The sequence below is a fragment of the Brevibacillus brevis NBRC 100599 genome (assembly GCF_000010165.1).
In the GTDB taxonomy this organism is placed as follows: domain Bacteria; phylum Bacillota; class Bacilli; order Brevibacillales; family Brevibacillaceae; genus Brevibacillus; species Brevibacillus brevis_D.
This window is the reverse complement of the sequence record NC_012491.1, coordinates 2,226,848-2,250,389: the sequence shown is the minus strand read 5'-3', so window position 1 is coordinate 2,250,389 and position 23,542 is coordinate 2,226,848. Positions and strand designations below refer to the sequence as shown.

Sequence of the window (23,542 nt, the reverse complement as noted above, 5' to 3'; positions counted from 1 at the left end):
AGCCTCCGGCAGCACGTGAAGTGCGCCAGAGGCTTTCGTGTTACATTCCTTATTTAAATACAGGTGCAGCAAACTGAGCCAATTTCTCCGCGGAAGACTTTTCCACATCCGCGTGCAAGCTGTTGCCATGGGAATCCATGGTGACGATTGCTGCGAAGCCTTTTACGCGCAGATGCCACATCGCTTCTGGAATACCGAATTCCATGAAGTCGACACCTTCTACTTTTTCCAAGCATTCTGCATAATACTGAGCCGCTCCACCAATCGCATTTAAGTACACAGCGCCATGCTCGTTCAATGCTTTCAGGGTTTTCGCACCCATTCCACCTTTTCCGATAACGGCACGGATTCCAAATTTCTTGATGATTTCGCCTTGGTATGGTTCCTCGCGAATGGAGGTAGTCGGGCCAGCCGCTTTTACATGCCACTCGCCTGCTTCGTCCTTCAGCATGACTGGACCGCAGTGGTAGATGATGCCACCGTTCAAGTCCACTGGACAGTCATGATCCATCAGGTAGCTATGCAGGGCGTCGCGTCCTGTGTGCATTTCACCATTGATAATGACCACATCGCCCACTCGCAGGCTGCGGATTTGTTCTTCAGAGATTGGCGCTTGCAGAACAACCTCTCTGCGCTTCTCGCCCGCATCGTCCGTAGCTGCTACAGGGGACAAGTCCATCGCCACTTCTTCGTCTTTATAGAGGTAATGGAGGATTTCGCCAGTCTCCGGATTCAGGCGAACACCTTGACGGCGGAATGCCCAGCAGTTGTACGCAACGGATACGAAAAAGCTCGCTGGCAGGCGGTTTTCCACGCTGATTTTACAGCCCAAGAGAGTCGAGTTACCACCAAAGCCCATGGTTCCGATTCCGAGTTGGTTCGCTGTTTCCATGATGTAGTCTTCCAAAGCAGCCAGATCAGCAATTGGATTCACATCGTCCACTTTGCGGAACAATTGATGCTTCGCCAGTGCATAGCCGGAGGTGCGATCGCCACCGATTCCTACGCCGATGAAGCCGGCACTACAGCCTTGTCCTTGCGCTTGATATACCGCATGCAGAATGCACTTGCGAATACCATCCAGGTTGCGGCCCACTTTGCCCAGGCCTTCAAGCTCACAAGGCAGGGAGTACTGGATGTTTTTGTTCTCACAGCCGCCGCCTTTGAGAATCAGCTTGATTTCGATTTCATTCTCTTCCCATTGCTCAAAGTGAATGACAGGAGTACCTGGTCCGAGATTGTCCCCTGTGTTTGTACCTGTCAAGGAATCTACGGAGTTGGAACGCAGCTTACCCGTTTTGGTTGCTTCTGCAATCATTTCTTTGATTGCTTGTTTAATAATCAACTGGTTGACTCCAACCGGAGTTTTCACTTCGAATGTAGGCATCCCCGTATCTTGGCAGATCGGAGAAACATTTTCTTCTGCCATGACGACGTTTTGCGCAATTGTAGACAAAGACAGCGCTGCACGTGTACCAAGATCCTCTTTCACTTTAGCTGCATTGACGGCACGACGCACGTCTGGTGGTAGATTCGTAGAAGTATCCGTGATGAGTTCCAGAATGCTTTTCTTCAAGTTTTCCATCTATGACGCCCCTTTTGACGTAGTGGTGTAAATGGTAGCATAAACCGCCTATTATTATAGCACACGCTCCCCCACCTGTCCGTAGATTGCTGCCCAAAGAGTGTGTGAAACATTCCGTAAACGTGCGTCGTCTTATTACCGACAGCAAATTTTGGCAAGAAGCAGATATGAGGGGGATTAATAATGAAAAGAACATTTACCGGGCTTCTCGCCTCCGTGATGGTGGTGGCCTCTATACCCTTCCTGTTCACGACAGGTACAATTGCGGAGCCAACCGTTCAAGCCGCAGCAACTACAGAAGAGTTGCCAGTAGTCGATTCCTATGCGGAGCTAAAAAAGCTCATCCAATCATCTGACTTGGATAGCTATCATTACGGCATCTTGGAAACGACTGCCGCTATGCCAGTAGCCGCACCTAGCACAGCCAACAAAGTAGCGGACACTTCCGGCGGCGCTGCTCGCGGTGATTTTTCCACAACGAACACACAAGTGCAAGGCGTCGATGAAGCAGATATCGTCAAATCAGACGGAACTTATCTTTATCAATCCACGCAAAATGAAGTGCGCATCATTAAAGCGTATCCAGCAACCGAGATGAAGGTCGCAAGCCGTATCAGCTATGACAATGGAAAATTCGTACCACAAGAAATGTACGTAGACGATCGCAGACTCATCGTTATCGGGCAAGCGGATGAGAACATCTCCTATCCTCCTGGTATCGCTTCCAAAAGAGGCATCCCCCGTTTCCAAAGCATGCAGTCCGTGAAAACCATGATCTACGATATTACGGACAAAAAACAACCGCGGCTCATTCGTCAACTGGAGCTGGAAGGCCAGTACATGTCGTCCCGCAAAATCGGCGCGAGCTTGTACGTGACAGCCAACCATTACATGGATGCGTATCGTATCATGCAAGAGAAAGCAGAAGTGCCAGGCCCAACATATAAAGACAGCGCCCATCATAACCAATACCAAACCATTCCCTACAGCGAGATTCGTTACTTCCCGGATCACTTTCGTCCAGAGTATTTGATCGTCACTGGCGTGAATCTGGATGATTCGAAACAAAAGATGTCACTGAATACGTACCTTGGTGCTGGTGAGAACATCTATGCATCCACCAAAAATCTGTATGTAGCCGTCACGCAGAACAATGCCCAGCCAGTAGCCGTTAAGCAAAAAGGAGTGACAGCTCCTTTGATTGCCCCTCCCCTTGAGTCAGATACAACCATTTATCGATTTGCCATGAATAAGGGTGACATTCGATTTACAGGAAAAGGGTCGGTGCCTGGACGCATTCTGAACCAGTTTTCCATGGATGAAAACGACGGTTATTTCCGAATCGCCACCACGAGCGGGAACATGTGGCGGGACGATGAGCTTACGTCCAAAAACAACTTGTATGTGCTGAACAATAAACTTGAGGTATTTGGGAAGCTGGAAGGCATCGCTCCAGGAGAACGTATATATTCGGTCCGTTTCATGGGAGATCGTGCCTACATGGTCACCTTCAAAAAAGTCGACCCGCTGTTCGTTCTCGATCTGAAGAAGCCTTCTGCACCAAGCGTACTAGGTGCCCTGAAAATTCCAGGTTACAGCGACTATTTACACCCGTATGATGAAAACCATATCATTGGTTTTGGCAAAGACGCAGAATCAGATAAAGACTGGGCGTACTACCAAGGGATGAAAATTGCCCTCTTTGATGTCAGTGATGTAACGAAACCGAAGGAAAAGTTCAAGACTGTGATCGGGGACAGAGGAACGGATTCCGAGCTGTTGCGCAATCACAAGGCGCTGCTGTTCTCCAAAGAAAAAAATCTGCTCGCCTTTCCTGTATCCGTCCACGAACGCACGGCTGAACAAAAAGCCAAAAACGATATGCGCGAGTATGGCCACTTTACTTTCCAAGGTGCCTACGTATATCAGCTTGATCTACAAAAAGGGTTTCAGCTGAGAGATCAGATCACCCATCTCTCGAAGGAAGATGTTGCGAAAGCAGGCGAAGGCTGGTACGACAGCTCCAGTAACATTAAGCGGATACTCACGATTGGCGACACACTCTATACCGTTTCAGACGATTACGTCAAAACGCAGCAGCTCTCTGCATCTAAAAAAGAGAATATCTTGCCATTGGCGAAATAGCGGTAATGCTCTGTCATGCGGACAGGTTCTGTGCTAAGATGGGTTAATAGATGCAGCGTATATAGAGAGGGTGTCACTAAGTGGAGTATTTGAGTTTTAATTTGACATCAACGCTGGCAGGGATTGCGGCTGTGCTGTTGGTTATGTTTATTCGCCTGCACTGGCCCTTCCGCTTTCAGTACATGGCCAATCTGTTCAAACGCCGTTTGAATATTCGATTGCGCTGGCTGGAGGCTTCCTATCGGAAGAACCGTTCCCGTGCTGTCGCTATGCTGGATAAATCAACCCATGAGATCATGCTTGGCAATTATGAAATGGCCGAAAAATATATCGTTCAAGGAATCAACGTCTGCAAGGAACGACCAACGTTATTCAATCAAGCGATGATTCACTACTTGTTTTACAACCTGGCGATCGTTTACTATTCCTCCGAACGATACAACGAATCATTGGAAGTGGCGTTTCGTATTTACCAGCGTGATCAGGGAATGACTGATTCCTTAGCACTTATTGCCTGCTCGCATGCCCGCTTGGGTGAAGTGGAGAGTGCGATAGAAGCTTACCAGCTGATCGCAAGCAAACGCTCGGCAAAGGACTGGAAGCTCTTTTGCTTGGCAGAGATTGAAGCTGCCAAAGGAAATTATGAGCGAGCCCTTTCCTATCTGAAACAATTGATGGACAAATCAGCTAGTCTTGTGCATCTGAATCACTCCGTACTGGAAAAACGCTTGGAAGAGTGGAAAAAAGCCTCTACACAAGCCAGCTAATCGATTGACGACCGCACATTGCTTTATGTGTGCGGTTTTTATTTTCCGCTTCCCGTAACGCTGCTCTATGCACAGTCGTATTACTATCAAGAAAGTGAGGTATTTTTCATGAAAAAATTCAATGTATCTATACTTGCTGCCTCAGCACTTGTACTCGGTCTCGCTGTAGCGGGCTGTACACCTGGAAAAGATTCTGCATTCTCTGCGGATAACCCTGTTGCCAAAATCGGTAATGTGACAATTACGCAAGAGCAAATGTACGACAAATTGAAAAAAGATGCTGGTAAGCGTGTCATGGCTGATATCATCACCTTGGAGCTGTACAAACAGGAAGGCGCTGCACGAGGAATTACTGTAACCGATCAAGAACTCGATGCACGTGTGAACCCAGTCAAAGAAAAATTGGGATCACCTGAAAGATTCCAACAGTATTTGAAGGATAAGCAAATGACTGAGCAAGAGCTCCGTGAAGGCGTGCGCGCTGTTATGCTGCGGGACAAGCTGTTCGAGAAGGATAACCCGATTACCGAAGAGCAAATCAAAGAATACTATGAGAAAAACAAAGATAAGTTCGAGGGAACATTTGAAGAAGCTCGCCCGAAAGTAATCGAAAAAGTAAAATCCAGAAACAAACGAAATAATATGGATAAATGGATCGAAGAATTGTATAAAAAGCATAACGTCCAAATCATGGATAAAGATTTAGAAAGCGAAAAACAAGTGGGTGAAGAAGAAGAAACAACACCTTCCAGCAAGTAATGCAAAAAGACTTGTGCGAGCCGTCAATGCGCGGCACACAAGTCTTTTTTTGTTACGGACGAGCAATCGCAATCAGCTCTTGCAAAAACTCCTTGATTTCGCCATGAAGAATGGGGCCATGACCAGTAGCTAAATACTCAATGGGCCAATCCTGCAAAATCTCCAAGCCCCCCGTAAACTCCGCCGCTCGCTCTGGTTCACGTGCTACCCATTGCTTCAATTGTTCTTGATAAGCTGCCCGGCAGTCCACTTCTCCGCCAACGATTTGGCCGAGTTCTGTGTTTTCAAAGCATAAATGATCGCCAACAAAGCATATTTTCGACTGGGGATCAAAGAAGGCAACGGAGCCTTCTGTATGAAAAGAAAGCTGTCGGAAACGCAGGGACGGCAGATCCCCCCCACTACCTGTAAACGTATGGCCGAATAGCGTCTGTGAAAAATCATCCAGTTCGTAATAATCGTCGAGGTGAATCCAATTGTTACGAGAAGGGAACATATCGGCATTTCCAATATGATCAGCATGTCGATGAGTGAAGTAGACATATTCCATTCGATCTGGCTTGACCCCGATCTCTTCCAACGCCTGTTGAAAAAATGAGCGTTGCTTGCGCTGGTGAGAATCAATCAATACAAAGGCATTCCCTTGTTTGATCACATAGCTGTTCACGTAGCTATTCCACGCTTCCTCATAGGTGATGATCGCCCAGGTGGAGTCTGTGATTGGTGCAATCACATTGTTCATGCCTCCATCTCTCCTCTCCTCCCAGATACAATTTCTTATTGTTATTATACACAATCATGCACAACCGTGCTGACTCGTGCCCAAACTTATCCAACACACTACACAATCACACGGTCGCCTCTTCCCCTAAGCTGACCCAAGATCTTCCTTGCGAACGTTGAATGTGAACAGGTACGCCGAAAAAGCTTGTCAGACGTTCCGCCGTTAGGACCTCATCGGTTTTTCCAGCCTGGTCAACTTCCCCCGCTTTTAGCAGCAAAGTATGCGTGAAGCAAGGCAAAATTTCTTCGATGTGATGGGTGACATAAATGAGAGTGGGTCCGTTAGGCTGCTTGGCGATTTGTTCAATCATGGCCAACAGCTGTTCTCTTGATAGGAGGTCCAGCCCAGTGCAAGGCTCGTCTAGGATGAGTAAGCGAGGGGAAGCCATCAATGCGCGAGCAATCAGTACTTTTTGTCTCTCCCCTTGCGATAAAGCCGCAAAAGGTCTGTTTTTCAGTGCACGGCATCCAAATGTATCGAGTAAATCCGACGCTTTCTCTACGTCCGCCTCTTCAGGAACGGAATACAAGCCGATGGTTGCCTCCCGTCCACTCAAGACGACACGGAGTGCAGTTTCATGCTCATGAAGCTGTGCCATCAACGCTGTGCTTACCCAGCCGATTGATTTACGCACCTCGCGCAAGTCGACGGTTCCATAAAGGTTGCCTAATACACTGACCTCCCCCTTTGTCGGCCATACATAACCACAAATGATTTTCAACAGACTGGTTTTACCAGAGCCATTTAACCCGACTAAACACCAATGCTCCTTGTCTTGTACTTGCCAGGCAATGTCTCGCAGAATGGTTGTTTCATCTCTTTGCCAGGTAACCTTTCTTACATCAATGACCATACTCTCTCCACTCCTGACTCTCACAGTTTTATGTGAAAAGAACCTCCATGGCATATGGAAGCACACGGAGGCCCTAACCCAAAAACAGTTTCGTTAAAATTTACCTTGAATCTTGAAGACAATCTCCGCAAACAACGTAGCGAAGAGGAACGTGCCAGTAAAGACGACGAGAGACACGACTACGATACGCCAGCTAAGCTGTTTGAATAGATGAACATCTTTTCCGAGTGACAGACCTGCATAGGCGAGAATCGGTGTGGCCAATGCGAGCAGATTGATCTTGGCAATCGCAGCAGCCGTATATTCATTCCCTGGGAAAAACGGGGATGTCGCAAGCATCGCAAACAAAGAAATCCATACAATGACGGGAGATTTGAACGGCAGGATGCGCGTGAAGCCCATTCCAATCAGCGTAATGACCGCCAAGAGCAAAATACCTGGCAAAGAATCCATGATTGGTACTTTATAACCGATCCAGTTACCGATGAGAGCAATGAAGCCGATGATAAAAATCGTCAAGATTTGATTCATGCGCTTTTTCTCCCCCCTTCTGCTGCAGAAGAAGCGCTTTTACGTCCAATGATAGGCTCAAGCCATGCGTACAGCTTTTGTGTAACCGGCAAGGAGAAGAAGATACATACGTACGTTCCGACGATACTCATCATCAAATTTGCCGCTCCGGAATAAAAGGCAATGTCTTTTTGCGCTTCCGGGAAAATAACAGCCAATGAGCCTGTAGCTGCTGCCATCATACTACCAGAACCAACTGCGGCTCCCATCGCCAGTGAAATCGGGTGAAACAACCCGCTGCTTCCTAAAATACTTGCAAGAATCGACATATAAATGGCACCAAACAAGGTTCCGCAAATATAGACGCCCAGCGCGCCGCGAGCTTCGGCAGAGTTTCCTCCAAACTTTTCTACAATGATCGCCAAGTTTGGTTCGCGGTCAAGAGAATAAGTCGCCCCAATTGCTTCACGCTTCAGACCCAGCCACAATGCGATGGGCAGACCAAGTGCAATTGTCCCTACAATGTGTCCCATCTCTTGTACAACCAAGGATACACCAGAGCCGAGCAGCTTAGGCAGCTCAGGACCGATATTGGCTCCCAGCTTCGCAATAAAGATCAAAAACGAAACACCCAAAATATTGGCTGCGACGTTCATTTCTTTTTCACTCAAGAATTTAAACTTAGGCCAACTGATTGCCCCGCCTAAAACGAGCGCGTAAAGCATCGGAAACAGAGCGATAACCCCGATGCCAATACTGATTTTTTTTGTCCCGATAAATTCTGTCAATGCGACGAGAATAAGTACGAGAAAATGCAGCTTGTACTCATTGACGCGTGCCTCTGCCATACAACATCCCCCTCATTCTATCTCGCTCTACTCCATGACAACTTTTTGAGCTGCCCGAACAAACAATTCCACGCCGCGTACCATTGCATCCTCATCAAAATCAAAGCGAGGATGATGGTGCGGATACGTGAAGCCTTTGTCCGGATTGCCAGCACCCAATTGAATAAAACAGCCAGGAGCTTTTTTCAAATACTCAGAGAAATCTTCACCCGGCATCAAAGGATCAATGTAAATAATCTCTTCTTCTCCCCAACGCTCGCGGATCGTATCCTCCATCAGCTTCGTCACCTGCTTGTCGTTGACAACGGATGTGTAGCCGTGCGAGAACGTGAATTCATAACTTGCTCCATGCGCTTCGGTAATTCCTTTGACAATTCGTTCAATCCACATCGGAATATTTTGGCGAATCTGTGCATCGAAGCAGCGTGTGGAGCCCGTCAGCGTCATCGAATCTGGGATGATGTTATAAGCTGTCCCTGCATTCAGCATCGTCACCGAAATAACGACCTTGTCCAACGCACTGACGTTGCGGGATACAATTTGTTGTAGGCCAGTAATAACCTGTGCCCCAATGACGATCGGGTCAACGGATGCCTCCGGTTGCGAGGAGTGTCCACCTTTTCCTTGAATCTTGATATCGAAGCGATCTGTCGATGAAGTAAGTGCCCCATAAAGTACACCAAATTTCCCTACAGGCATGTACGATGCCAAATGAATACCGATGATCGAATCCAGTCCGTCCGCTGCACCAGCTCTTACGATTTCAGCAGCCCCACCCGGCGGCAGCTCCTCGGCATGCTGGAAGAAGAACCGAACCTCACCTTTGATTTGATCCTTGTACTGGGACAAAATTTTTGCGGCTCCCAACAGCATCGCTGTATGACCGTCATGTCCGCACGCGTGCATCACGCCAGCTTTTCCTGATGCATATGGCACATCATTTTCTTCATGGATCGGGAGAGCATCAATGTCAGCGCGAATGCCAAGAACTTTTCCTGGCTGTGATCCGATCAGTCGAGCGACCACGCTCGTTTTGGTTGGCCGCGAAAGCTCCAAATTCCCGAAAGATTCCAACGTTTCGTAAATAAATTGAGACGTCTTTTCCTCTTCAAACGACAATTCTGGATGCTGATGGAGATATCGTCGCCATGAGATTACCTGCTCAGCTACTTCATCCGCCCATTTCTTCGTTTCCAAACTCACACAATCACTCCTCTTTTTGCCTTATCCCTCAACATTTCCCGAGTCAGTTAAGTTTAGCTAAAAAAAATATCGTTTTGTGAATTCTATCACGGAACGATGAAAATAACAAATGTCCATTCCACGAGGACAAGGCTGTCGAATCCACATTTGTAGCTGTCTATTTATTTGTTATTTTAGAATTTTCCACCGATAATGTCCATGTTAAATATACTATTTGTAACAATAAAAAGATTTATGCTACTAGAGTGGGAGCTTTTCTAGAGAAAAGCTCTTGTCCTATTCCACATTTATTGCAAAAACGACAAAGCGATTCGAAAATTGCCCCAGCCAGATTTCTCCATTCCCTACCATCACACCTTGATCATTAACAAACGTGTCGGTTACCTTTTGCTGTAAAAACGCTTCCTTTACCTTCTCAGTCATGATTCGATTGTACTCTTCCAAAAATTGCTGTTCATCTCGGATAAACTGACTTTTTCCGTCTTTGTTCACTCGCAGAGGATACCTGACATGCTTGGCTACTTCTGTCTTGTCACTATTTTTGACCGCTTCTTGAAGTTTTTCAAAAAAGGCTTCGAATGCGCCTGCATTTGTAATACCCGCGACTTCATACCGATTCGAGGAGTTTCCTTCTCGCACATATTTGTCATACCCACTCACCTGTGGAACCAAGCTCGTTGCTTGAGCCATCAGCACGATTCCCATTGTTAGTAGCAGCCATCTCATCCTTTTCATCGCCTACCTCCCATCTGTATTGCTATTTCCTTCCTACTGATAGCTTTTCGTCCTCTGCCATTCGTTATGCAAAACCGTCCTTCACGAAAAAAACCCCTATGCCAATACTTGAAGTGCACCCCTTAGAATAGACATTGGAAAAAACCCCTAGGTTAATCCGATGTAATTCTAGGGGGTGCTTTTCGTCATGGCAGTGAAAGGACACAAATGTAAACATTATCCAGAAACACTCAAGGTAGAAGCGGTTCGCTTGCACGTGGAAGAAGGATGGAGCTACAGAAAGATTGCAGAACACCTAGGGGTCCAGGATAAATACCGCGTCAGAACTTGGATGAGAAAGTATCGTGAAAATGGAGATGCATCATTCAAGGACGGGCGTGGAAATCCTTATCGGGTTGAAACGGAGCAGGACCGGGAAATTCGGCGTCTACAACTGGAGGTAGATGTCTTAAAAAAGTGGTTACAAATCTTGAATCGGGAGGGTTGCAAAACAAGCACATCGTCGTTGACGAGCTAAGGGACAAACGAAGCGTTCAAGAACTGTGCGCTTGTTTAGGTATAAGCCGAAGCGGTTACTATGCGTATGTGAAACGCAAGGACAATGATCCCGACGAACATCTCAAACGCAAAATCAGAAGCATTTATGAAGAACGGGACAAGACGGTTGGCTATCGTCGTGTCCAGGACGAGTTATACCGCCAATATAACCTGAAAGTAAATCACAAGAAAGTGCTACGTCTCATGCAGGAGCTAGGCATGCAGGCAATCATCCGTCGTAAATACATCCACCGTACCAGTTATGAAACGGCTGTGTCGGATGGCAGAATCACGGAAAATTTGCTGCAACGGAATTTCACTGCGGAAGGGCCTAATCAAAAGTGGGTAACGGATGTCACACAGTTTCGGGTATTTGACCATCGGATTTACTTATCTGCTATAAAAGATCTATGGAACAATGAGATTGTCGCTTATCATCTAAGCCAGCGTAACGATAATCCACTTGTGTTAGAAACCTTCAAGAAAGCATTTGAAAAACAAAAAGACGTGGCTGGATTGATCGTTCACAGCGATCAAGGGTACCAGTACACGTCCCATGCTTACCACGACATGCTGCCAAAGGTTGGAGCCCAAATCAGCATGTCACGCCGAGGCAATTGTTATGACAACGCCTCTATGGAGAGCTTTTTTTCGCATCTGAAAGTTGAAGCACTCTATCCCTATGATATCCGAAGTATAGAGGAAGCACAAAGGCGAATAGAAGAATTTATTCTCTTTTATAACGAGAAAAGAGCACAACGAAAACTAAATAAGCTGACGCCGGTTGAATACCGACGCCAGCTTATAGCCTAGGGCTTATTTCAATGTCCACTAAATGGGGTCTTGACCAACTGACATAAGGGTGGCCCTTCACATTCCGTGAGCCAGATCTTCTTTTCCATTAGGAGTCACGAAATTTTGCTTCCTGACGTTTTATGTCTTCCTCTGAATTGCCCAGCGCAGCTTGCGGGCCCCTGAAATGCTTCCGGTAATAAGCCAAATCCATGATTAGAAGCACCAAAAACATGGCGATCAAGGCATACCCAGCTGTTTGATTCGGCGGAATCACCATCATTATCGAGATGAAGACGATCCAAATCAGGCTCAACACATTAATGGGTTTACTCCAGTTCCCCAGATGCCAAGGACCGTAATGCTTCCGCTGAAAAAGTCCCCGGGATTCCGCCCGGAGCTTGAGGTACAACGGAATCCCGTAAGCGACATATAACCCAACGACACTTACCGCAGTCAAAAATGCCAAGGTCGTATACGACGTGTTCGGATTGATGCTTTTCACGATGTAATCGAACAAGGCAAGCGCAAAGGAAAGAATGATAACCAGCCAAATTGCTTTTGCCGGCGTTCGGTATTTGGTCGAAATTTCTGCCCACTGATGGCTCCACGGCATTCCTTTGTCACGCGAAAACGCATACAACATTCGCGAAAAGGAAGTAATCGATGCCAAGCCACAGAACCACATCGCAAAGGTGACGAGCCACAGCACAACGGAACCAAATGTGCCACCTAATGCTTCGCTAATCACATAAATAAATGCATTTTCCGCTTCACTGGCAGCCGCTGCGTTTTTGATGGATAAAGTGACAAAAGCAAGCATGATAAATCCAAAAATAAAGGAAAAGGCCACAGACGTATAAATCCCCCAAGCAGCACGAACCCGTGGATTAATCGTTTCTTCAATCGTATGCGCCGATGCATCATACCCAGTAAATGTCCACTGCGCCTGTAACAACCCAATCAAAAAAGCAATCGCGTACGGTTTGTCTGAAAAGGTTTGACCGACTTGGAAGAGGTAATCAAGCGGTTGCAGATCATTACGGGAGAAAAAAACGAGACTTCCGACGAGTATGACGACGACGCCTATATGGTACCAAGCAGAGAAATCATTTAACCGGGCAACGAGTCGAATTCCAATGTGGTTAAACGTACCGTGCAAAAGGAGTGTAATCCCGAACAGGATTAACGTAGTCGTTTCCGTTGAGGTATAGCCAAACGCACTCGCGAGCAGCGGGTCCGCAAACAAAGAGAACGAATAGTCAATACCTGCGACAATCCCGATTTGGCCGATGAGATTGATCCACGCTGTGTACCAGCCCCACCGTTTGCTGCCTAAAATAGCTGCCCAATGATACAATGCTCCGGCTGTAGGGATCGCAGATGCGAGCTCAGACATCGATGCTGCTATCAGGATGACGAATAGCGCGACCAAGGTCCATCCGAAGCCCATCATGCCAGAGCCGCCATACAGTAATCCGTGCCCATACAAGGATACTGCACCTGTTAAAATAGAGATAATCGAAAATGAGATCGCAAAGTTCGAAAAGCCACCCATATCCCTCAGTAATTCCTGCGCATAACCAAACTTGTTCAGGTCTCTCCTGTCCTCGAGCAATTGCTGTTCTTTTTCCTGCTGCATTTCGTTATCCCTCCCTCTCTGCTTGGGAACCGATAAAACTTTCATGCGCGCTTTCATCAAAGTGCCTGACGCTTTCGTTTGCCCGATACCCAATGGCAATCGCAACTCCAATGGTAAACAGCAATAAGATGACACCTAGAGCTAGCATTCTCTCCCTCCTTTCGTCCTAGATGCAATTCCTAGACAAGTTAGCAGGAATAGTACATTTTACGTGCCAATTTGACAGCTATACCACCTCATTCGGCTGGCAGAAGCAAAACAAAAGAGCAACTCGTGAGAGCTGCTCCTCTTGTTTAACTAACGCCTTTTTGGGCTTGCAAATAAAATGCTACGTCTTCACTCGGTAACGGTCTGCTAAATAAATAGCCTTGCACTTCTTCACACAGATGCTCCTGCAAAAACGCAAGCTCCTCCTTTGTCTCGACCCCTTCTGCGATCACATGCATTTGCAAATGATGCGCCATGGAAATAATCGTGGACACAATGGCCTGATTGGAAGGCTGTTCGATCATGTCGCGCACAAACGAGCGATCTATTTTCAAACGATTCAACGGGAATTCTTTCAGATAGTAGAGAGAACTGTAGCCCGTTCCAAAATCGTCAATCGCAACGTGCACGCCTAATTGCTTCAGTTCCTTAAGTGCCTGTGTGGCACGGTGGACGTCAATCATGCTGCTTTCTGTGATTTCAAGCTCCAAGTATTCCGGTGCTAACCTAGTCTGGTGCAGAATCTCAGCGATCATCTGGGTAAAATCTTGTTTGAGGAATTGTCGTGCAGATAGATTGACGGCTACCCGAAGCGGCTTGAGTCCCTGATCTTGCCATTGCTTGTTCTGCTTGCAGGCCGTCCGCAGCACCCATTCTCCAATCGGTACGATCAACCCGGTTTCTTCTGCTACCGAGATGAACTGGTCTGGCAACAGTAAGCCTCGTTCAGGATGATCCCACCGAATCAGTGCTTCTACGCCAACGATTGCGCCTGATTTGGCACTTACCTGTGGCTGGTAATGCAATAAAAATTCTTGCCTGGCCAAAGCGCGATTCAATTCATTTTGAATATTCATTTTGTCATTCACTGCTTGCTCCAGATTCGGTACGTACAGATGGAAGCTGTTCTTCCCTTTGTCTTTGGCTGCATACATCGCCGCATCTGCGTTCCGCATCAAGACACTTCTGTCTTGCCCATCCTCTGGATAGCGAGAAATCCCGATACTCGTCGTTATGTACAGCTCGTGCCCATGGATAAAAAATGCCTGTTCAATCGTCTCGTTGATTTCATTCGCCATGGAAGATACTTCTCTTTCCGTGACATCTGTCAGAATCACCATGAATTCGTCTCCGCCGAGCCTATACACCGTTCCTTTTTTTCCTACACATTCCCGCAAACGCAAGGAGGCTTCCTGAAGTAACAGGTCACCAAAATCATGCCCCAAGGAATCGTTTACCAGTTTGAAATGGTCGAGATCCAGAAACAGCACGTAAACTTGCTGATCTGTTTTTTGTGCCTCCATGATCACCTGATCCAGTTGCTGTTCGACAAAACGGCGATTCGGCAAACCCGTCAACGAATCGTGAAAAGCGAGATAATTGATTTTTGCCTCGTATTCCTTCTTATTGGTAATGTCTCTCACAATCATAAAGACACCCGTAATCTGCTGATCGACAAATACGGGGGTATGAGTCATATTCAGATGAAGCTGACAGCCCTCGCGCGTCGTCAAGGTAATATCGCAGTTGCGCGCGTCACCTTGCACGGCATTTGTAAAATGGGTCGATATGAGCTCGGCATCTGTAGAAATACACATCGTCTTTAATTTTTCGAGTGGCAAGCTCTGCTCCTTTGTCAATCGCATCGCCGCTGGATTCATGACGCTTTGCGTACCATCGATCGAGTAAAAGATTACTCCGTCGTAATTGTGCTCAAATAGCGATTTATAGCGCTGGTCACTTTCTAGAACGCGCAAGGTCTTCCCTGCGAATTGCTTGTCCACGTATACAGAAGCCAAGGTCACGACTAGAATCAACACGCTGACAATGCCAATCATGGTAGCGATCAGCCCCGAATCATCATATGGGATCACTGCGATTGTCATGTGCTCGTGAGCGACGAATGTGGTGGCGTACATTCCAGTGTAATGCATGCCGGTAATGCTTGCCCCCATCAACAGCCCTGCAAAAATTTTACGCCAGAGACCTTCTACTGGGTCCACCGAACGCAATTGAAACGTAAGAATCAACGCAACCATCGAAAACAAGATCGCCACGAAAATGGATACAGTAAACCATAGCCAATCGTACAGAATAACGGCGTTCATCATCATCGCTGCCATCCCTGTATAATGCATTCCTGCGATACCAGTTCCAATGACAACTGATCCTTTTACCACCCTCGTCTTGGACATGGACTGCTCGCTCACGATCCATAATGTAAGCGCTGATGATAACACGGCCAAAACAATCGAGAAAAATACAATCAAGTGATCATACTCGACAGCAATCGGCAGATGCAAAGCAAGCATGGCAACAAAATACATAGCCCAAATACCAAGCCCCATGGAGACGGCTCCAGCACATAACAAAAACACACGTCCCCTGCCTTTTGCATAATGGAGACGTGCGCCTAGATCTAATGCTGTGTATGACGCCATTGCTGAAATAAAATAGGAGAGAAAAAACAGAGTCATACTATAGGATTGGTCAAGACTATTCATTGCATTCTCCTTCAAAAACCTTTACCGAAGTCTACTCACGAGGAACGTCTGCATTTTTACGGAAAGGTTGTAGGCGTGCCTGTGACATTCTCCCATCTTATCCGTTTTATAATTCCCTGGCAAGAAGTCGACGACGTTCCCGTTTTGGAGATACTACAAAGGAATGGTGCTGCAAAGGAGGGAGATTTCCTTGATCCGTATGGGCTATGCCTGCATCAGTGTAAAGACGAAAAACAATCCAAACAAAAAAACGACGGTTGCCCAAGTAAATAAATTAGATCCCCCAGCTCGATTAAAAAAGCTGCGGCAAGTTATGCAGGCAAACTTTTTCAATTTAATGGATTTACTTGCTTATAATGTAGAAAATCAGATCTTTTTGTATCGGCTTCCTTCTGAATTTGTTCCACTGGCTACTCATCCGGTAGCAGCTGAATGGGATTGGGCAAAGGAATTCGCATGGGACTTCCAAAAGGCTGGGAATTATATCCGCAATCATGGCATTCGTTTGACAGCTCATCCCGGACATTACAGCATATTGAACAGTGACAAGCCTTCTGTGCTGGAAGCGACCATTGCCGATTTTTCCTACCATGCAAAAGTGTTTGATTTACTGGGACTTGACGATAATTCCGTCTTGGTGACACATGTGGGAGGGGTATACGAAGATAAAGCCTCTTCTCTTGCTCGTTTTGCATCCAACTTCGAGCAGCTTCCTGAAAACGTGAAACGTCGTGTAGTCGTGGAAAACGATGACACTTCTTTTACCATGCGCGAGGTTCTGGAGCTGTGCGAACGGATCGGTGTGCCGATGGTGCTCGATATTCACCACCACAACTGCCATTCTGATGGCGAGGATTGGACGGAATACCTTCCACGAATTATTCAAACCTGGGGAGAACGCACACCGAAGATGCACATGTCCTCGCCTAAGTCAGCAAATGACTTTCGCGCTCATGCTGACGATATTGATCCAGAGGCGTTCCTTACATTTGTCAGTGCGCTTGCGGATTACAATGTGGACATCATCTTGGAATGTAAAAACAAAGATGATGCCCTCCTTACTTTAAGACGCGAGTTAAAGAAAAAAGGAGTCGCTGTTGAAGCATTTACGAATTGAGTATGGAAAAGGACGCCGCTTAATTAGCTGGCGTCCTTCCTCATACCCTTCAAAATGAACATCCGCAGTCACACCCACGTCCTCGTCTATGATCCCGTCTATGTCGATAATGGTATCCGGAGGAGGAGCTACTGCCACCCGAGGATGAAGATGATGAACCTCGCCCAAATGAACTGCTACCGTCATTCCATAATTGGCAACGGTCATGATAATGATGCATTCTTCGTTCATGATGCTTGTAATGTTTGCGGTAGTCCATGTATTTGCGGCGATTTTCACGATGCTCCTCGCATTTGTGGCGGAAATAATCCATCCGATCCATATGGAACTGGAATTTGAAAAGGTACAACTCCAGCTCCCTTCCTATGTTTTCATTCGGTCGAGCATTTGGCCTTACATTCGGTCTGATATTTGGTCTGATATTCGGTCTTAGATTTGGCATCATATTTGGACTTTCATTCGGCCGCACATTCGGTCTGACATTCGGTCTGACATTCGGTCTGACATTCGGTCTTACATTCGGTCCGACATTTGGTCTCATGTTTGGACTTTCGTTTGGCCTTACGTTCGGTCTGACATTTGGTCTCATGTTTGGACTCTCATTCGGTCGCACATTTGGCCGCATGTTTGGACTCTCATTTGGTCGCACATTGGGTCTGACATTTGGCCTCATGTTTGGGCTCTCATTTGGCCTTACATTTGGTGAAGCGTTAGGCATCGGATTTGCCGGAATCCGGTTCGGTGGCATGGGCATTGGATTCGGTTTGAGATTTGGTGGCATTGGATTGGAAGGTTTATTAGGTGGCATCGGATTCGCTGGTATCCGATTTGGCGGCATCACGTTTGGTACGTTTGGGTTAGCCAGATTGGGAGCAGGCATGATCGGTTTTTGCGGCATTGGGCGCGCAGGAATAGAATGATTCGGATTGATTGGACTTTCCGACTTGGGCTTTTCAGGAGAAGGCTTGATAGGTGACGGCATCGATGGAGAGGGCAATGGCATCGCTGAAGAAGGCGGTTTCGGCATTTCTTTAGGACGCCTTGGGAGTGCGGTAGGCATAGGCGGCATCTTACGTCGCTTTTCCACGGAATTCTACACGTCCTTTCGGATGAACTAACACAGTACATGGTATGACATTTATCCAACTCAAGAGACGACTCTCGCCCAGTTTAAAAAATTGAACTAAGCCCGTTTTTTACTCTCTAGGGAAGCCGCCGTGACAAGATCATCTTGACTGCACGTAGGCATTTGATACAATGATAGCAATAGCTAAAATAATCAGACAGTTGCACATGAACGAAAGTGAGGAAGAACGTATGCCGCGACGAATGCAGGCTTACACGTTTTTATCCAATCACATACATGCTCTCGAGCGAGGGGTTAGGAGATAGTATCCTAACCCCTCGCTCTTTTCGTTCTCTGCTCTGCTAAAGGAGGAAATTACAGATGAATCAGCAAGTAAACGTTGTAAAAGTAGATGGGGATCAATTGCGTATCGAAGATGTTGTTTCCATTGCAAGAAGCGCCACCCACATCCAAATAACTGAAGAAGCATTGCATCGTGTTCGTGCTTCACGTGCCATGGTGGAGAGAATGGTATCACAGCAGGAAGTCGTATACGGAATCACTACTGGCTTCGGAAAATTTTCCGATGTCATGATCCACGATGAGGACGTAAGCAAGCTGCAAGAAAATTTAATTATGAGTCATGCCTGCGGGATGGGCGACCCTTATGCCGTTGAAGTTGTCCGTGCGATGATGGCATTGCGCATCAATGCGTTGGCAAAGGGGTATTCGGGAATTCGGGAAGAAACATTGCTTCAGCTAGTAGAACTATGCAATCGCGGGGTTCATCCGATTATTCCTCAACAAGGTTCCCTTGGTGCAAGCGGCGACCTGGCACCTCTTGCTCATATGGTACTGGTCATGCTCGGCAAAGGTGAAGCGCTCGTCAATGGCAAGCGGCTATCCGGTAAAGAAGCACTGAGCGAAGTGGGCCTCTCCCCTATTCGACTCGAGGCAAAAGAAGGTCTGGCTCTGATTAACGGTACACAGGCAATGACCGCACAGCTTTGCCTCGCCTTGTATGATTCGCGAGTTCTACTTGAAAGCGCGGAATTGATTGCGGCGATGACGATTGAAGCGCTGCGTGGAATTCCAAAAGCCTTTGATCCCCAGCTCCATCTCATCCGCCCGCATCCAGGACAGCAGGAATCAGCAAAGCGTTTGCTCCAGCACTTATCCGGCAGCAAACGAACTACTGGACAGGGTGAGCTACGCGTCCAAGATCCATACAGCCTTCGTTGCCTCCCGCAAGTGCACGGTGCAACTCGTGATACGCTTGAGTATGTATGGACTACGGTTACACGCGAATGCAATAGCGTTACCGATAACCCTATTCTTTTCACAGAAACAGGCGATGTCATCTCCGGCGGGAATTTCCACGGTCAGCCAATGGCATTCGCAGCTGATTTTCTTGCCATTGCGATGGCTGAGCTAGCAAATATATCCGAAAGACGCACAGAACGTCTCGTCAATCCACAGCTAAGTGGCCTTCCCGGATTCTTAACCGAAAATGGCGGACTCCATTCTGGATTTATGATTACGCAATATGTTGCCGCTTCCATTGTTTCTGAAAACAAAGTGCTCTGCCATCCGGCATCAGTCGATTCGATCCCGTCATCTGCCAATCAGGAGGACCATGTCAGCATGGGTACGACTTCTGCTCGCAAGCTTCGCACGATTGTATCAAACGTCACCAAGGTGCTTGCTATCGAATATTTGGCAGCAGCTCAAGCTATTGATTTTGGTTCGGGAGATCTCGGAACAGGTACAGCAAGAGCCTATGAGCAGTTGCGCCGGGTGATTCCCCGCCTGCATGAAGACCGCGAAATGCACCCTGACCTCGTCAAGGCAGAAGAGCTGATCCACCAAGGGACACTCGCGTTTGTGACGGAATAATCGTTCATGTATAGGAACCATTGTTTTTCTCTGTTATGATGGAGCTAAGGATAAGCATTTCGACCAAACCACTTGAAGTATGGAGGGCTGTCTCATGAAAGCAGGCAGAGAAGTGGACCATCCTGCGTACCTGTTACTGTTTGATGGGGTTTGTCATCTGTGCCACGGTGCTGTGCAGTTTATTTTGAAGCGTGATCCGCACGGTTACATTCATTTTGCTTCCTTGCAGTCACAGAGAGCGCAGGAAATTTTGTCTCATTACAACTATCAGGAAAAAGACATGTCATCCGTGGTCTTTATCGCCAACGGACAGCTATATACAAAATCGGATGCGATCCTGCACGTTGGTCGCAAGCTTCAAGGTGGATGGCCTCTGCTGTCAAATGTAGCTCGGCTCATCCCAAGGCCTGTCCGCAATCCGATTTATGATTGGGTCGCGAGAAATCGATATCGGTGGATGGGTAAAGCAGAGCAATGCCTGCTTCCTACCCCGCAGATTAGATCCCGCTTTTTGGATTAAAAGAAAAAGGAGAAGTCGCTGTCTCTCGCGGCTCCTCCTTTTTTTATTCGCCGTGCCTTACTCATTCGTTCTTGAATGACAATCCCTTTTCCTTCAATGCAGTCCGAAGTTTCGGCATAGATGCTGGCCCCATCCCATGAAATTTCAGGATCTCTTTTTCACTGTAGCTTGCGAGCTGTTCCAAGGACGTGATCCCATTGTGTTCCAATGCTCTTCTCGCTGGTGCAGAGAGCAACCGAAAGAAAGCCAGTGTCCGGTTGACGTTCTTGCTCACAGATTGGACAAGTCGGACAATCCGTGCTTTTCCTGTATGAATGACCATTCGCGCAAGTTCTTACCGTTTTTTTGGAAGTTGTCATGGCACGTATCCTTTTTATTTCGACATCGCTTGTGGATGCTCATCGCTCACATAGTCAGCCGCTTTGGCATTTGCCTCTACCTGCGCTGGGCTCTTGCTCCCTGGGATCACGGTCGTGACAGCCGGATGCTTGAGGCACCACGCCAGTGCCCACTGCGCCATATCCATTCCTTCTGGAACTTCATTTTTCTTGATTTCTTCTACTTGGAGGAGCAGCTTGTTGACATGCTCCTGATCGTGTCGATGTCGCACATCGTTTCCACCGAATACAGAACCCGGCTTATACTTTCCGCTCAAATAACCACTCGCCAACGGAACGCGAGCCAATACACCCAGGTCTTGCTGCTGGCAAGAAGCAAATACACCTTCTTCCGGCTTTTGATCCAGACGATTGTAAACTACCTGGATGGCTTTTGCATTTACCGAAGTAGCAGCAGATGTTTGATGCATGTTATCATTTTTCGCAATCGAGAGTCCGAGATGGCGGATCGTTCCTGCCTGCACCTGCTTGTCGAGGTAGGTCCACAAGTCATCATTGTCAAATGCTTCGTCAGGTCCCGAGTGGAATTGGTACAAGTCAATATAGTCGGTCTGTAAGGCTTGTAGTGATTTTTCCAATTGCTGCTGAACTTCAGCCGCTCCATAATGATTGGTTCGAGAAAATTTGTCGTGAAAATGATGCCCGAATTTCGTCGCCACAATCCAGTCTTCCCGGCGGTTTTTTTTCAAATATCCCCCGATAAGCTGTTCGGACAGATGATCTCCGTAGCATTCCGCTGTATCAATCAAGTTGATGCCGAGATCTTTTGCTTTGTCGAGAATCTGGTCAACAGCTTCTTGGGAGAAATCCAGTCCCCACTCCCCGCCAAATTGCCAGGTACCTACACCGATTACGGATACGTTCAGATCCGTTTTTCCTAATCTGCGGTACTTCATTGCCCGATTCCTCCTCCTCATAAATAAACGAGAATTCCCTGAACGAATGTTCGCTCAGGGTGAAGACTAAAAAAATTATATGCTTTTCTCGATGTTCAATTGGCTCACAAAATCTTGCAGATTCCCTTTTCGTTCTTTGCGCATTTTCTTCCGCTCGTCCGCAGTGGCCATCAATCGCTCTTCTTCCTCTGTTTCAGGGACAATAGCTGGCACCTCAGTCGGATTCCCTTCCTCATCTAAAGCAACAAAGGTAAGAAAAGATGTCGCGGTCAAAATACGCTTGCCGGTCTGGAGATTTTCCGAGACGACTTTGACGAAAATCTCCATGGACGTTTTGCCCGTTGACGAAACAAATGCTTCGAGGCAAATGGAATGTCCCATTTTGACGGGAGCAAGAAAATCAATCGAGTCAATCGATGCTGTCACAACAGGGCGACGCGAATGTCGCATCGCAGCGATTGCAGCTACCTCATCTATATAAGCCATCATCGTACCACCAAAAATAGTACCATGGTAATTCGTATCAGATGGCTGAACCAGTGATGCCTGAATTGTACGAGATTCTTGAGTTGTCTTGACGTTCATCGCTGTTGCTCCTTTATCAATCTACTTGATGCATACATCATCATATCACAAGGCATTCAACGTTCCAATTGATAGCTGCTCCCAAGTATGCCTTCGATCCTCTCTGCCTCTTCTTGCAAAATATAACGTAACAAAGGCAGATTCCACTTATAGGCTGGCCGATAGCCGTCTAGTGCAAACAGCTTGTCGTCTATATGCGTAGCTAGCTTTCGGCGGGCCGGACTGGCACAGTAAAACTGCTCCAAATAATCCGTACCCCATCTGGAAAAGGATGACGTTTCGTTGGTAACCGCCGTTAGCAGGATCCCTTCCCCTGTATCAATCAAGTCGATTGGATACAGTTGACAGCTATATGGCTTGAGAGGCTCAACTTCACGACCAGCCTGTTCAGCATAAGCATGGATCGCACAGCCGTAACGCCCATTGTTTTCTTGATAAAAAAGACAATTGCCATGTCGCATACGAATGGTTCCTCGAGGCTCATTGCGATCCCAAACCCCATGAAGAAGCCAATGATTGCGTTCAGCCTCATCCTGAAGTCCAGCAGAGATAGAGGGGATTTCCCCCTCCATGATGGGAATCTGCCATTCTTCTACAGCGTAAGGTTGTCCACCCTCACAGCAGGTTTCACGATGAACAGTCCTGCAATTCCAACAGTCCAAATGAAACAAAGCATGGAGGGCTGATACATCAACCAAATATTGTCCCGCTCTCACCAAGGAATGCTTGTGTTTCTTTATATATTTTTCGCAGTGGTACGCCTCTTTATCAGACATGGGATCAGGCGTGCCTACATAACGAAAAGCTCGTTTCGTTTTCATTTTTGCAAAACAATCTCCGCTTCTGTTCCAAAAATTCGCAAATGGCCTTCCTCATAGCTAGCCAAATCTACTTCATCACCCGGAATCTCCATCAGGATTTCCATTTCTTCGCCCTCTTCTGTCGTAAAGACGAGCAGGAGATCTTTTTCTTCAAATTCATTGTCAGTCAGCTTGGTTTCCAGAAGCTGAGCTTGAAATTGTGTTACCTCTTCCTCTTCTTCCCTATCAGTATCCCATTGGGTAAAAGTCACGGAAGCCTTTTGATTCTTATACTCCGCCAACACTTGAATCAATTGCTCATGTTGTTGAATGTCCATCTTGTAATCCCTCCGAAATGGTTCATACTGCCCATCATAACAAAGTAGCTCTTAA

Annotated in this window: 25 protein-coding genes and 1 pseudogene; 10 read left to right on the top strand and 16 right to left on the bottom strand. The window is 47.0% G+C overall.

The window, feature by feature from the left end; translation table 11 throughout:
* Nucleotides 1-49: 49 nt before the first annotated feature.
* Entirely contained in the window at nt 50-1,585 is a 1,536-nt protein-coding gene (locus BBR47_RS11095) for a fumarate hydratase (protein ID WP_012685862.1), read from the bottom strand.
* Nucleotides 1,586-1,768: 183 nt separating this feature from the next.
* Between BBR47_RS11095 and BBR47_RS11090 the strand changes: the two genes are divergently transcribed.
* The 3 genes from BBR47_RS11090 to BBR47_RS11080 all read left to right on the top strand — a co-directional run bounded on the left by BBR47_RS11090 (nt 1,769) and on the right by BBR47_RS11080 (nt 5,256).
* Nucleotides 1,769-3,730: a beta-propeller domain-containing protein gene (locus BBR47_RS11090; RefSeq protein ID WP_012685861.1), complete on the top strand. Its 1,962-nt coding sequence runs from the start codon at nt 1,769-1,771 to the stop codon at nt 3,728-3,730.
* 80 nt (nt 3,731-3,810) lie between these two features.
* Complete coding sequence (locus BBR47_RS11085) at nt 3,811-4,497, top strand: tetratricopeptide repeat protein (RefSeq protein WP_012685860.1); 687 nt, start codon at nt 3,811-3,813, stop codon at nt 4,495-4,497.
* A 108-nt stretch (nt 4,498-4,605) separates the two neighbouring features.
* Nucleotides 4,606-5,256, top strand: a complete 651-nt coding sequence (locus BBR47_RS11080) for a SurA N-terminal domain-containing protein (protein ID WP_041749371.1) — start codon at nt 4,606-4,608, stop codon at nt 5,254-5,256.
* 52 nt (nt 5,257-5,308) lie between these two features.
* Here the strand turns inward: BBR47_RS11080 and BBR47_RS11075 are convergent, their stop codons facing one another.
* The 6 genes from BBR47_RS11075 to BBR47_RS11050 form a co-directional block, all read right to left on the bottom strand.
* Nucleotides 5,309-5,998: an MBL fold metallo-hydrolase gene (locus tag BBR47_RS11075; protein ID WP_012685858.1), complete on the bottom strand. Its 690-nt coding sequence runs from the start codon at nt 5,996-5,998 to the stop codon at nt 5,309-5,311.
* 106 nt (nt 5,999-6,104) lie between these two features.
* Nucleotides 6,105-6,893 carry an ABC transporter ATP-binding protein gene (locus BBR47_RS11070; RefSeq protein ID WP_012685857.1) on the bottom strand — a complete coding sequence of 263 codons (789 nt, stop codon included), beginning with the start codon at nt 6,891-6,893 and terminating at the stop codon, nt 6,105-6,107.
* Between the two features lie 93 nt (nt 6,894-6,986).
* On the bottom strand, nt 6,987-7,424 hold the full coding sequence (locus BBR47_RS11065) for a hypothetical protein (RefSeq protein WP_012685856.1): 438 nt from the start codon (nt 7,422-7,424) through the stop codon (nt 6,987-6,989).
* Nucleotides 7,421-8,251, bottom strand: coding sequence for a DUF3100 domain-containing protein (locus BBR47_RS11060; RefSeq protein ID WP_012685855.1), 831 nt, complete (start codon nt 8,249-8,251; stop codon nt 7,421-7,423). The genes BBR47_RS11065 and BBR47_RS11060 overlap by 4 nt, the downstream gene beginning before the upstream one ends.
* 27 nt (nt 8,252-8,278) lie before the next feature.
* On the bottom strand, nt 8,279-9,454 hold the full coding sequence (locus tag BBR47_RS11055) for an amidohydrolase (RefSeq protein WP_012685854.1): 1,176 nt from the start codon (nt 9,452-9,454) through the stop codon (nt 8,279-8,281).
* Between the two features lie 276 nt (nt 9,455-9,730).
* Nucleotides 9,731-10,189, bottom strand: a complete 459-nt coding sequence (locus BBR47_RS11050; RefSeq protein ID WP_012685853.1) for a hypothetical protein — start codon at nt 10,187-10,189, stop codon at nt 9,731-9,733.
* 187 nt (nt 10,190-10,376) lie between these two features.
* Here BBR47_RS11050 and BBR47_RS11045 point away from each other — a divergent pair, with 187 nt between their 5' ends.
* Together BBR47_RS11045 and BBR47_RS11040 are read left to right on the top strand one after the other, a co-directional pair.
* Entirely contained in the window at nt 10,377-10,706 is a 330-nt protein-coding gene (locus BBR47_RS11045) for a helix-turn-helix domain-containing protein (protein WP_012685852.1), read from the top strand.
* Entirely contained in the window at nt 10,673-11,539 is an 867-nt protein-coding gene (locus BBR47_RS11040; protein ID WP_162023108.1) for an IS3 family transposase, read from the top strand. Before BBR47_RS11045 ends, BBR47_RS11040 begins: the two co-directional genes overlap by 34 nt.
* Nucleotides 11,540-11,627: 88 nt before the next feature.
* On the opposite strand, the gene BBR47_RS11035 is transcribed toward BBR47_RS11040, so the two are convergent.
* The 3 genes from BBR47_RS11035 to BBR47_RS11030 form a co-directional block, all read right to left on the bottom strand.
* A complete protein-coding gene (locus BBR47_RS11035; protein WP_012685850.1) occupies nt 11,628-13,160 on the bottom strand; it encodes an amino acid permease in 1,533 nt (510 codons plus the stop codon).
* A 4-nt stretch (nt 13,161-13,164) separates the two neighbouring features.
* Nucleotides 13,165-13,308 carry a hypothetical protein gene (locus tag BBR47_RS31225; protein ID WP_012685849.1) on the bottom strand — a complete coding sequence of 48 codons (144 nt, stop codon included), beginning with the start codon at nt 13,306-13,308 and terminating at the stop codon, nt 13,165-13,167.
* Nucleotides 13,309-13,453: 145 nt separating this feature from the next.
* Nucleotides 13,454-15,871 (bottom strand): bifunctional diguanylate cyclase/phosphodiesterase, encoded by a 2,418-nt coding sequence (locus BBR47_RS11030; RefSeq protein WP_012685848.1) that lies wholly within the window; start codon nt 15,869-15,871, stop codon nt 13,454-13,456.
* 190 nt (nt 15,872-16,061) lie between these two features.
* Here BBR47_RS11030 and uvsE point away from each other — a divergent pair, with 190 nt between their 5' ends.
* Entirely contained in the window at nt 16,062-16,988 is a 927-nt protein-coding gene (uvsE, locus tag BBR47_RS11025) for a UV DNA damage repair endonuclease UvsE (RefSeq protein ID WP_041749370.1), read from the top strand.
* Here the strand turns inward: uvsE and BBR47_RS11020 are convergent.
* Nucleotides 16,947-17,267 carry a hypothetical protein gene (locus BBR47_RS11020; RefSeq protein WP_041749369.1) on the bottom strand — a complete coding sequence of 107 codons (321 nt, stop codon included), beginning with the start codon at nt 17,265-17,267 and terminating at the stop codon, nt 16,947-16,949. The two genes, uvsE and BBR47_RS11020, sit on opposite strands and share 42 nt — an antisense overlap.
* A 56-nt stretch (nt 17,268-17,323) precedes the next feature.
* Here BBR47_RS11020 and BBR47_RS11015 point away from each other — a divergent pair, with 56 nt between their 5' ends.
* From BBR47_RS11015 to BBR47_RS11000, 4 genes are all read left to right on the top strand, one after another.
* Entirely contained in the window at nt 17,324-17,908 is a 585-nt protein-coding gene (locus tag BBR47_RS11015) for a hypothetical protein (protein WP_231850583.1), read from the top strand.
* Nucleotides 17,909-17,914: 6 nt separating this feature from the next.
* The gene (locus BBR47_RS11010; protein ID WP_041749367.1) at nt 17,915-18,106 is read left to right on the top strand and encodes a hypothetical protein; all 192 of its coding nucleotides are present in this window, start codon (nt 17,915-17,917) and stop codon (nt 18,104-18,106) included.
* Between the two features lie 329 nt (nt 18,107-18,435).
* Nucleotides 18,436-19,950: a histidine ammonia-lyase gene (gene hutH / locus BBR47_RS11005; RefSeq protein ID WP_012685845.1), complete on the top strand. Its 1,515-nt coding sequence runs from the start codon at nt 18,436-18,438 to the stop codon at nt 19,948-19,950.
* 79 nt (nt 19,951-20,029) lie between these two features.
* On the top strand, nt 20,030-20,470 hold the full coding sequence (locus tag BBR47_RS11000; RefSeq protein WP_012685844.1) for a thiol-disulfide oxidoreductase DCC family protein: 441 nt from the start codon (nt 20,030-20,032) through the stop codon (nt 20,468-20,470).
* Between the two features lie 61 nt (nt 20,471-20,531).
* Here the strand turns inward: BBR47_RS11000 and BBR47_RS10995 are convergent.
* The 5 genes and pseudogenes from BBR47_RS10995 to BBR47_RS10975 all read right to left on the bottom strand — a co-directional run bounded on the left by BBR47_RS10995 (nt 20,532) and on the right by BBR47_RS10975 (nt 23,487).
* Nucleotides 20,532-20,829, bottom strand: a pseudogene (locus BBR47_RS10995) (RNA polymerase alpha subunit C-terminal domain-containing protein).
* 14 nt (nt 20,830-20,843) lie between these two features.
* Complete coding sequence (locus BBR47_RS10990; RefSeq protein WP_012685842.1) at nt 20,844-21,764, bottom strand: aldo/keto reductase; 921 nt, start codon at nt 21,762-21,764, stop codon at nt 20,844-20,846.
* Between the two features lie 75 nt (nt 21,765-21,839).
* Nucleotides 21,840-22,349, bottom strand: coding sequence for an acyl-CoA thioesterase (locus tag BBR47_RS10985; protein WP_012685841.1), 510 nt, complete (start codon nt 22,347-22,349; stop codon nt 21,840-21,842).
* Nucleotides 22,350-22,405: 56 nt separating this feature from the next.
* Complete coding sequence (locus BBR47_RS10980) at nt 22,406-23,170, bottom strand: DUF3109 family protein (RefSeq protein ID WP_012685840.1); 765 nt, start codon at nt 23,168-23,170, stop codon at nt 22,406-22,408.
* A complete protein-coding gene (locus tag BBR47_RS10975; protein ID WP_012685839.1) occupies nt 23,167-23,487 on the bottom strand; it encodes a hypothetical protein in 321 nt (106 codons plus the stop codon). The genes BBR47_RS10980 and BBR47_RS10975 overlap by 4 nt, the downstream gene beginning before the upstream one ends.
* Between the last annotated feature and the right edge of the window lie 55 nt (nt 23,488-23,542).

Excerpts from the sequence above, each read along its gene's own strand:
- BBR47_RS11095 (WP_012685862.1), bottom strand. The coding sequence starts at position 1,585 with ATGGAAAACTTGAAGAAAAGCATTCTGGAACTCATCACGGATACTTCT.
- BBR47_RS11090 (WP_012685861.1), top strand. The coding sequence starts at position 1,769 with ATGAAAAGAACATTTACCGGGCTTCTCGCCTCCGTGATGGTGGTGGCC.
- BBR47_RS11080 (WP_041749371.1), top strand. The coding sequence starts at position 4,606 with ATGAAAAAATTCAATGTATCTATACTTGCTGCCTCAGCACTTGTACTC.
- BBR47_RS11075 (WP_012685858.1), bottom strand. The coding sequence starts at position 5,998 with ATGAACAATGTGATTGCACCAATCACAGACTCCACCTGGGCGATCATC.
- BBR47_RS11070 (WP_012685857.1), bottom strand. The coding sequence starts at position 6,893 with ATGGTCATTGATGTAAGAAAGGTTACCTGGCAAAGAGATGAAACAACC.
- BBR47_RS11065 (WP_012685856.1), bottom strand. The coding sequence starts at position 7,424 with ATGAATCAAATCTTGACGATTTTTATCATCGGCTTCATTGCTCTCATC.
- BBR47_RS11060 (WP_012685855.1), bottom strand. The coding sequence starts at position 8,251 with ATGGCAGAGGCACGCGTCAATGAGTACAAGCTGCATTTTCTCGTACTT.
- BBR47_RS11050 (WP_012685853.1), bottom strand. The coding sequence starts at position 10,189 with ATGAAAAGGATGAGATGGCTGCTACTAACAATGGGAATCGTGCTGATG.
- BBR47_RS11045 (WP_012685852.1), top strand. The coding sequence starts at position 10,377 with ATGGCAGTGAAAGGACACAAATGTAAACATTATCCAGAAACACTCAAG.
- BBR47_RS11035 (WP_012685850.1), bottom strand. The coding sequence starts at position 13,160 with ATGCAGCAGGAAAAAGAACAGCAATTGCTCGAGGACAGGAGAGACCTG.
- BBR47_RS31225 (WP_012685849.1), bottom strand. The coding sequence starts at position 13,308 with ATGCTAGCTCTAGGTGTCATCTTATTGCTGTTTACCATTGGAGTTGCG.
- BBR47_RS11030 (WP_012685848.1), bottom strand. The coding sequence starts at position 15,871 with ATGAATAGTCTTGACCAATCCTATAGTATGACTCTGTTTTTTCTCTCC.
- hutH (WP_012685845.1), top strand. The coding sequence starts at position 18,436 with ATGAATCAGCAAGTAAACGTTGTAAAAGTAGATGGGGATCAATTGCGT.
- BBR47_RS11000 (WP_012685844.1), top strand. The coding sequence starts at position 20,030 with ATGGAGGGCTGTCTCATGAAAGCAGGCAGAGAAGTGGACCATCCTGCG.
- BBR47_RS10990 (WP_012685842.1), bottom strand. The coding sequence starts at position 21,764 with ATGAAGTACCGCAGATTAGGAAAAACGGATCTGAACGTATCCGTAATC.
- BBR47_RS10985 (WP_012685841.1), bottom strand. The coding sequence starts at position 22,349 with ATGAACGTCAAGACAACTCAAGAATCTCGTACAATTCAGGCATCACTG.
- BBR47_RS10980 (WP_012685840.1), bottom strand. The coding sequence starts at position 23,170 with ATGAAAACGAAACGAGCTTTTCGTTATGTAGGCACGCCTGATCCCATG.
- BBR47_RS10975 (WP_012685839.1), bottom strand. The coding sequence starts at position 23,487 with ATGGACATTCAACAACATGAGCAATTGATTCAAGTGTTGGCGGAGTAT.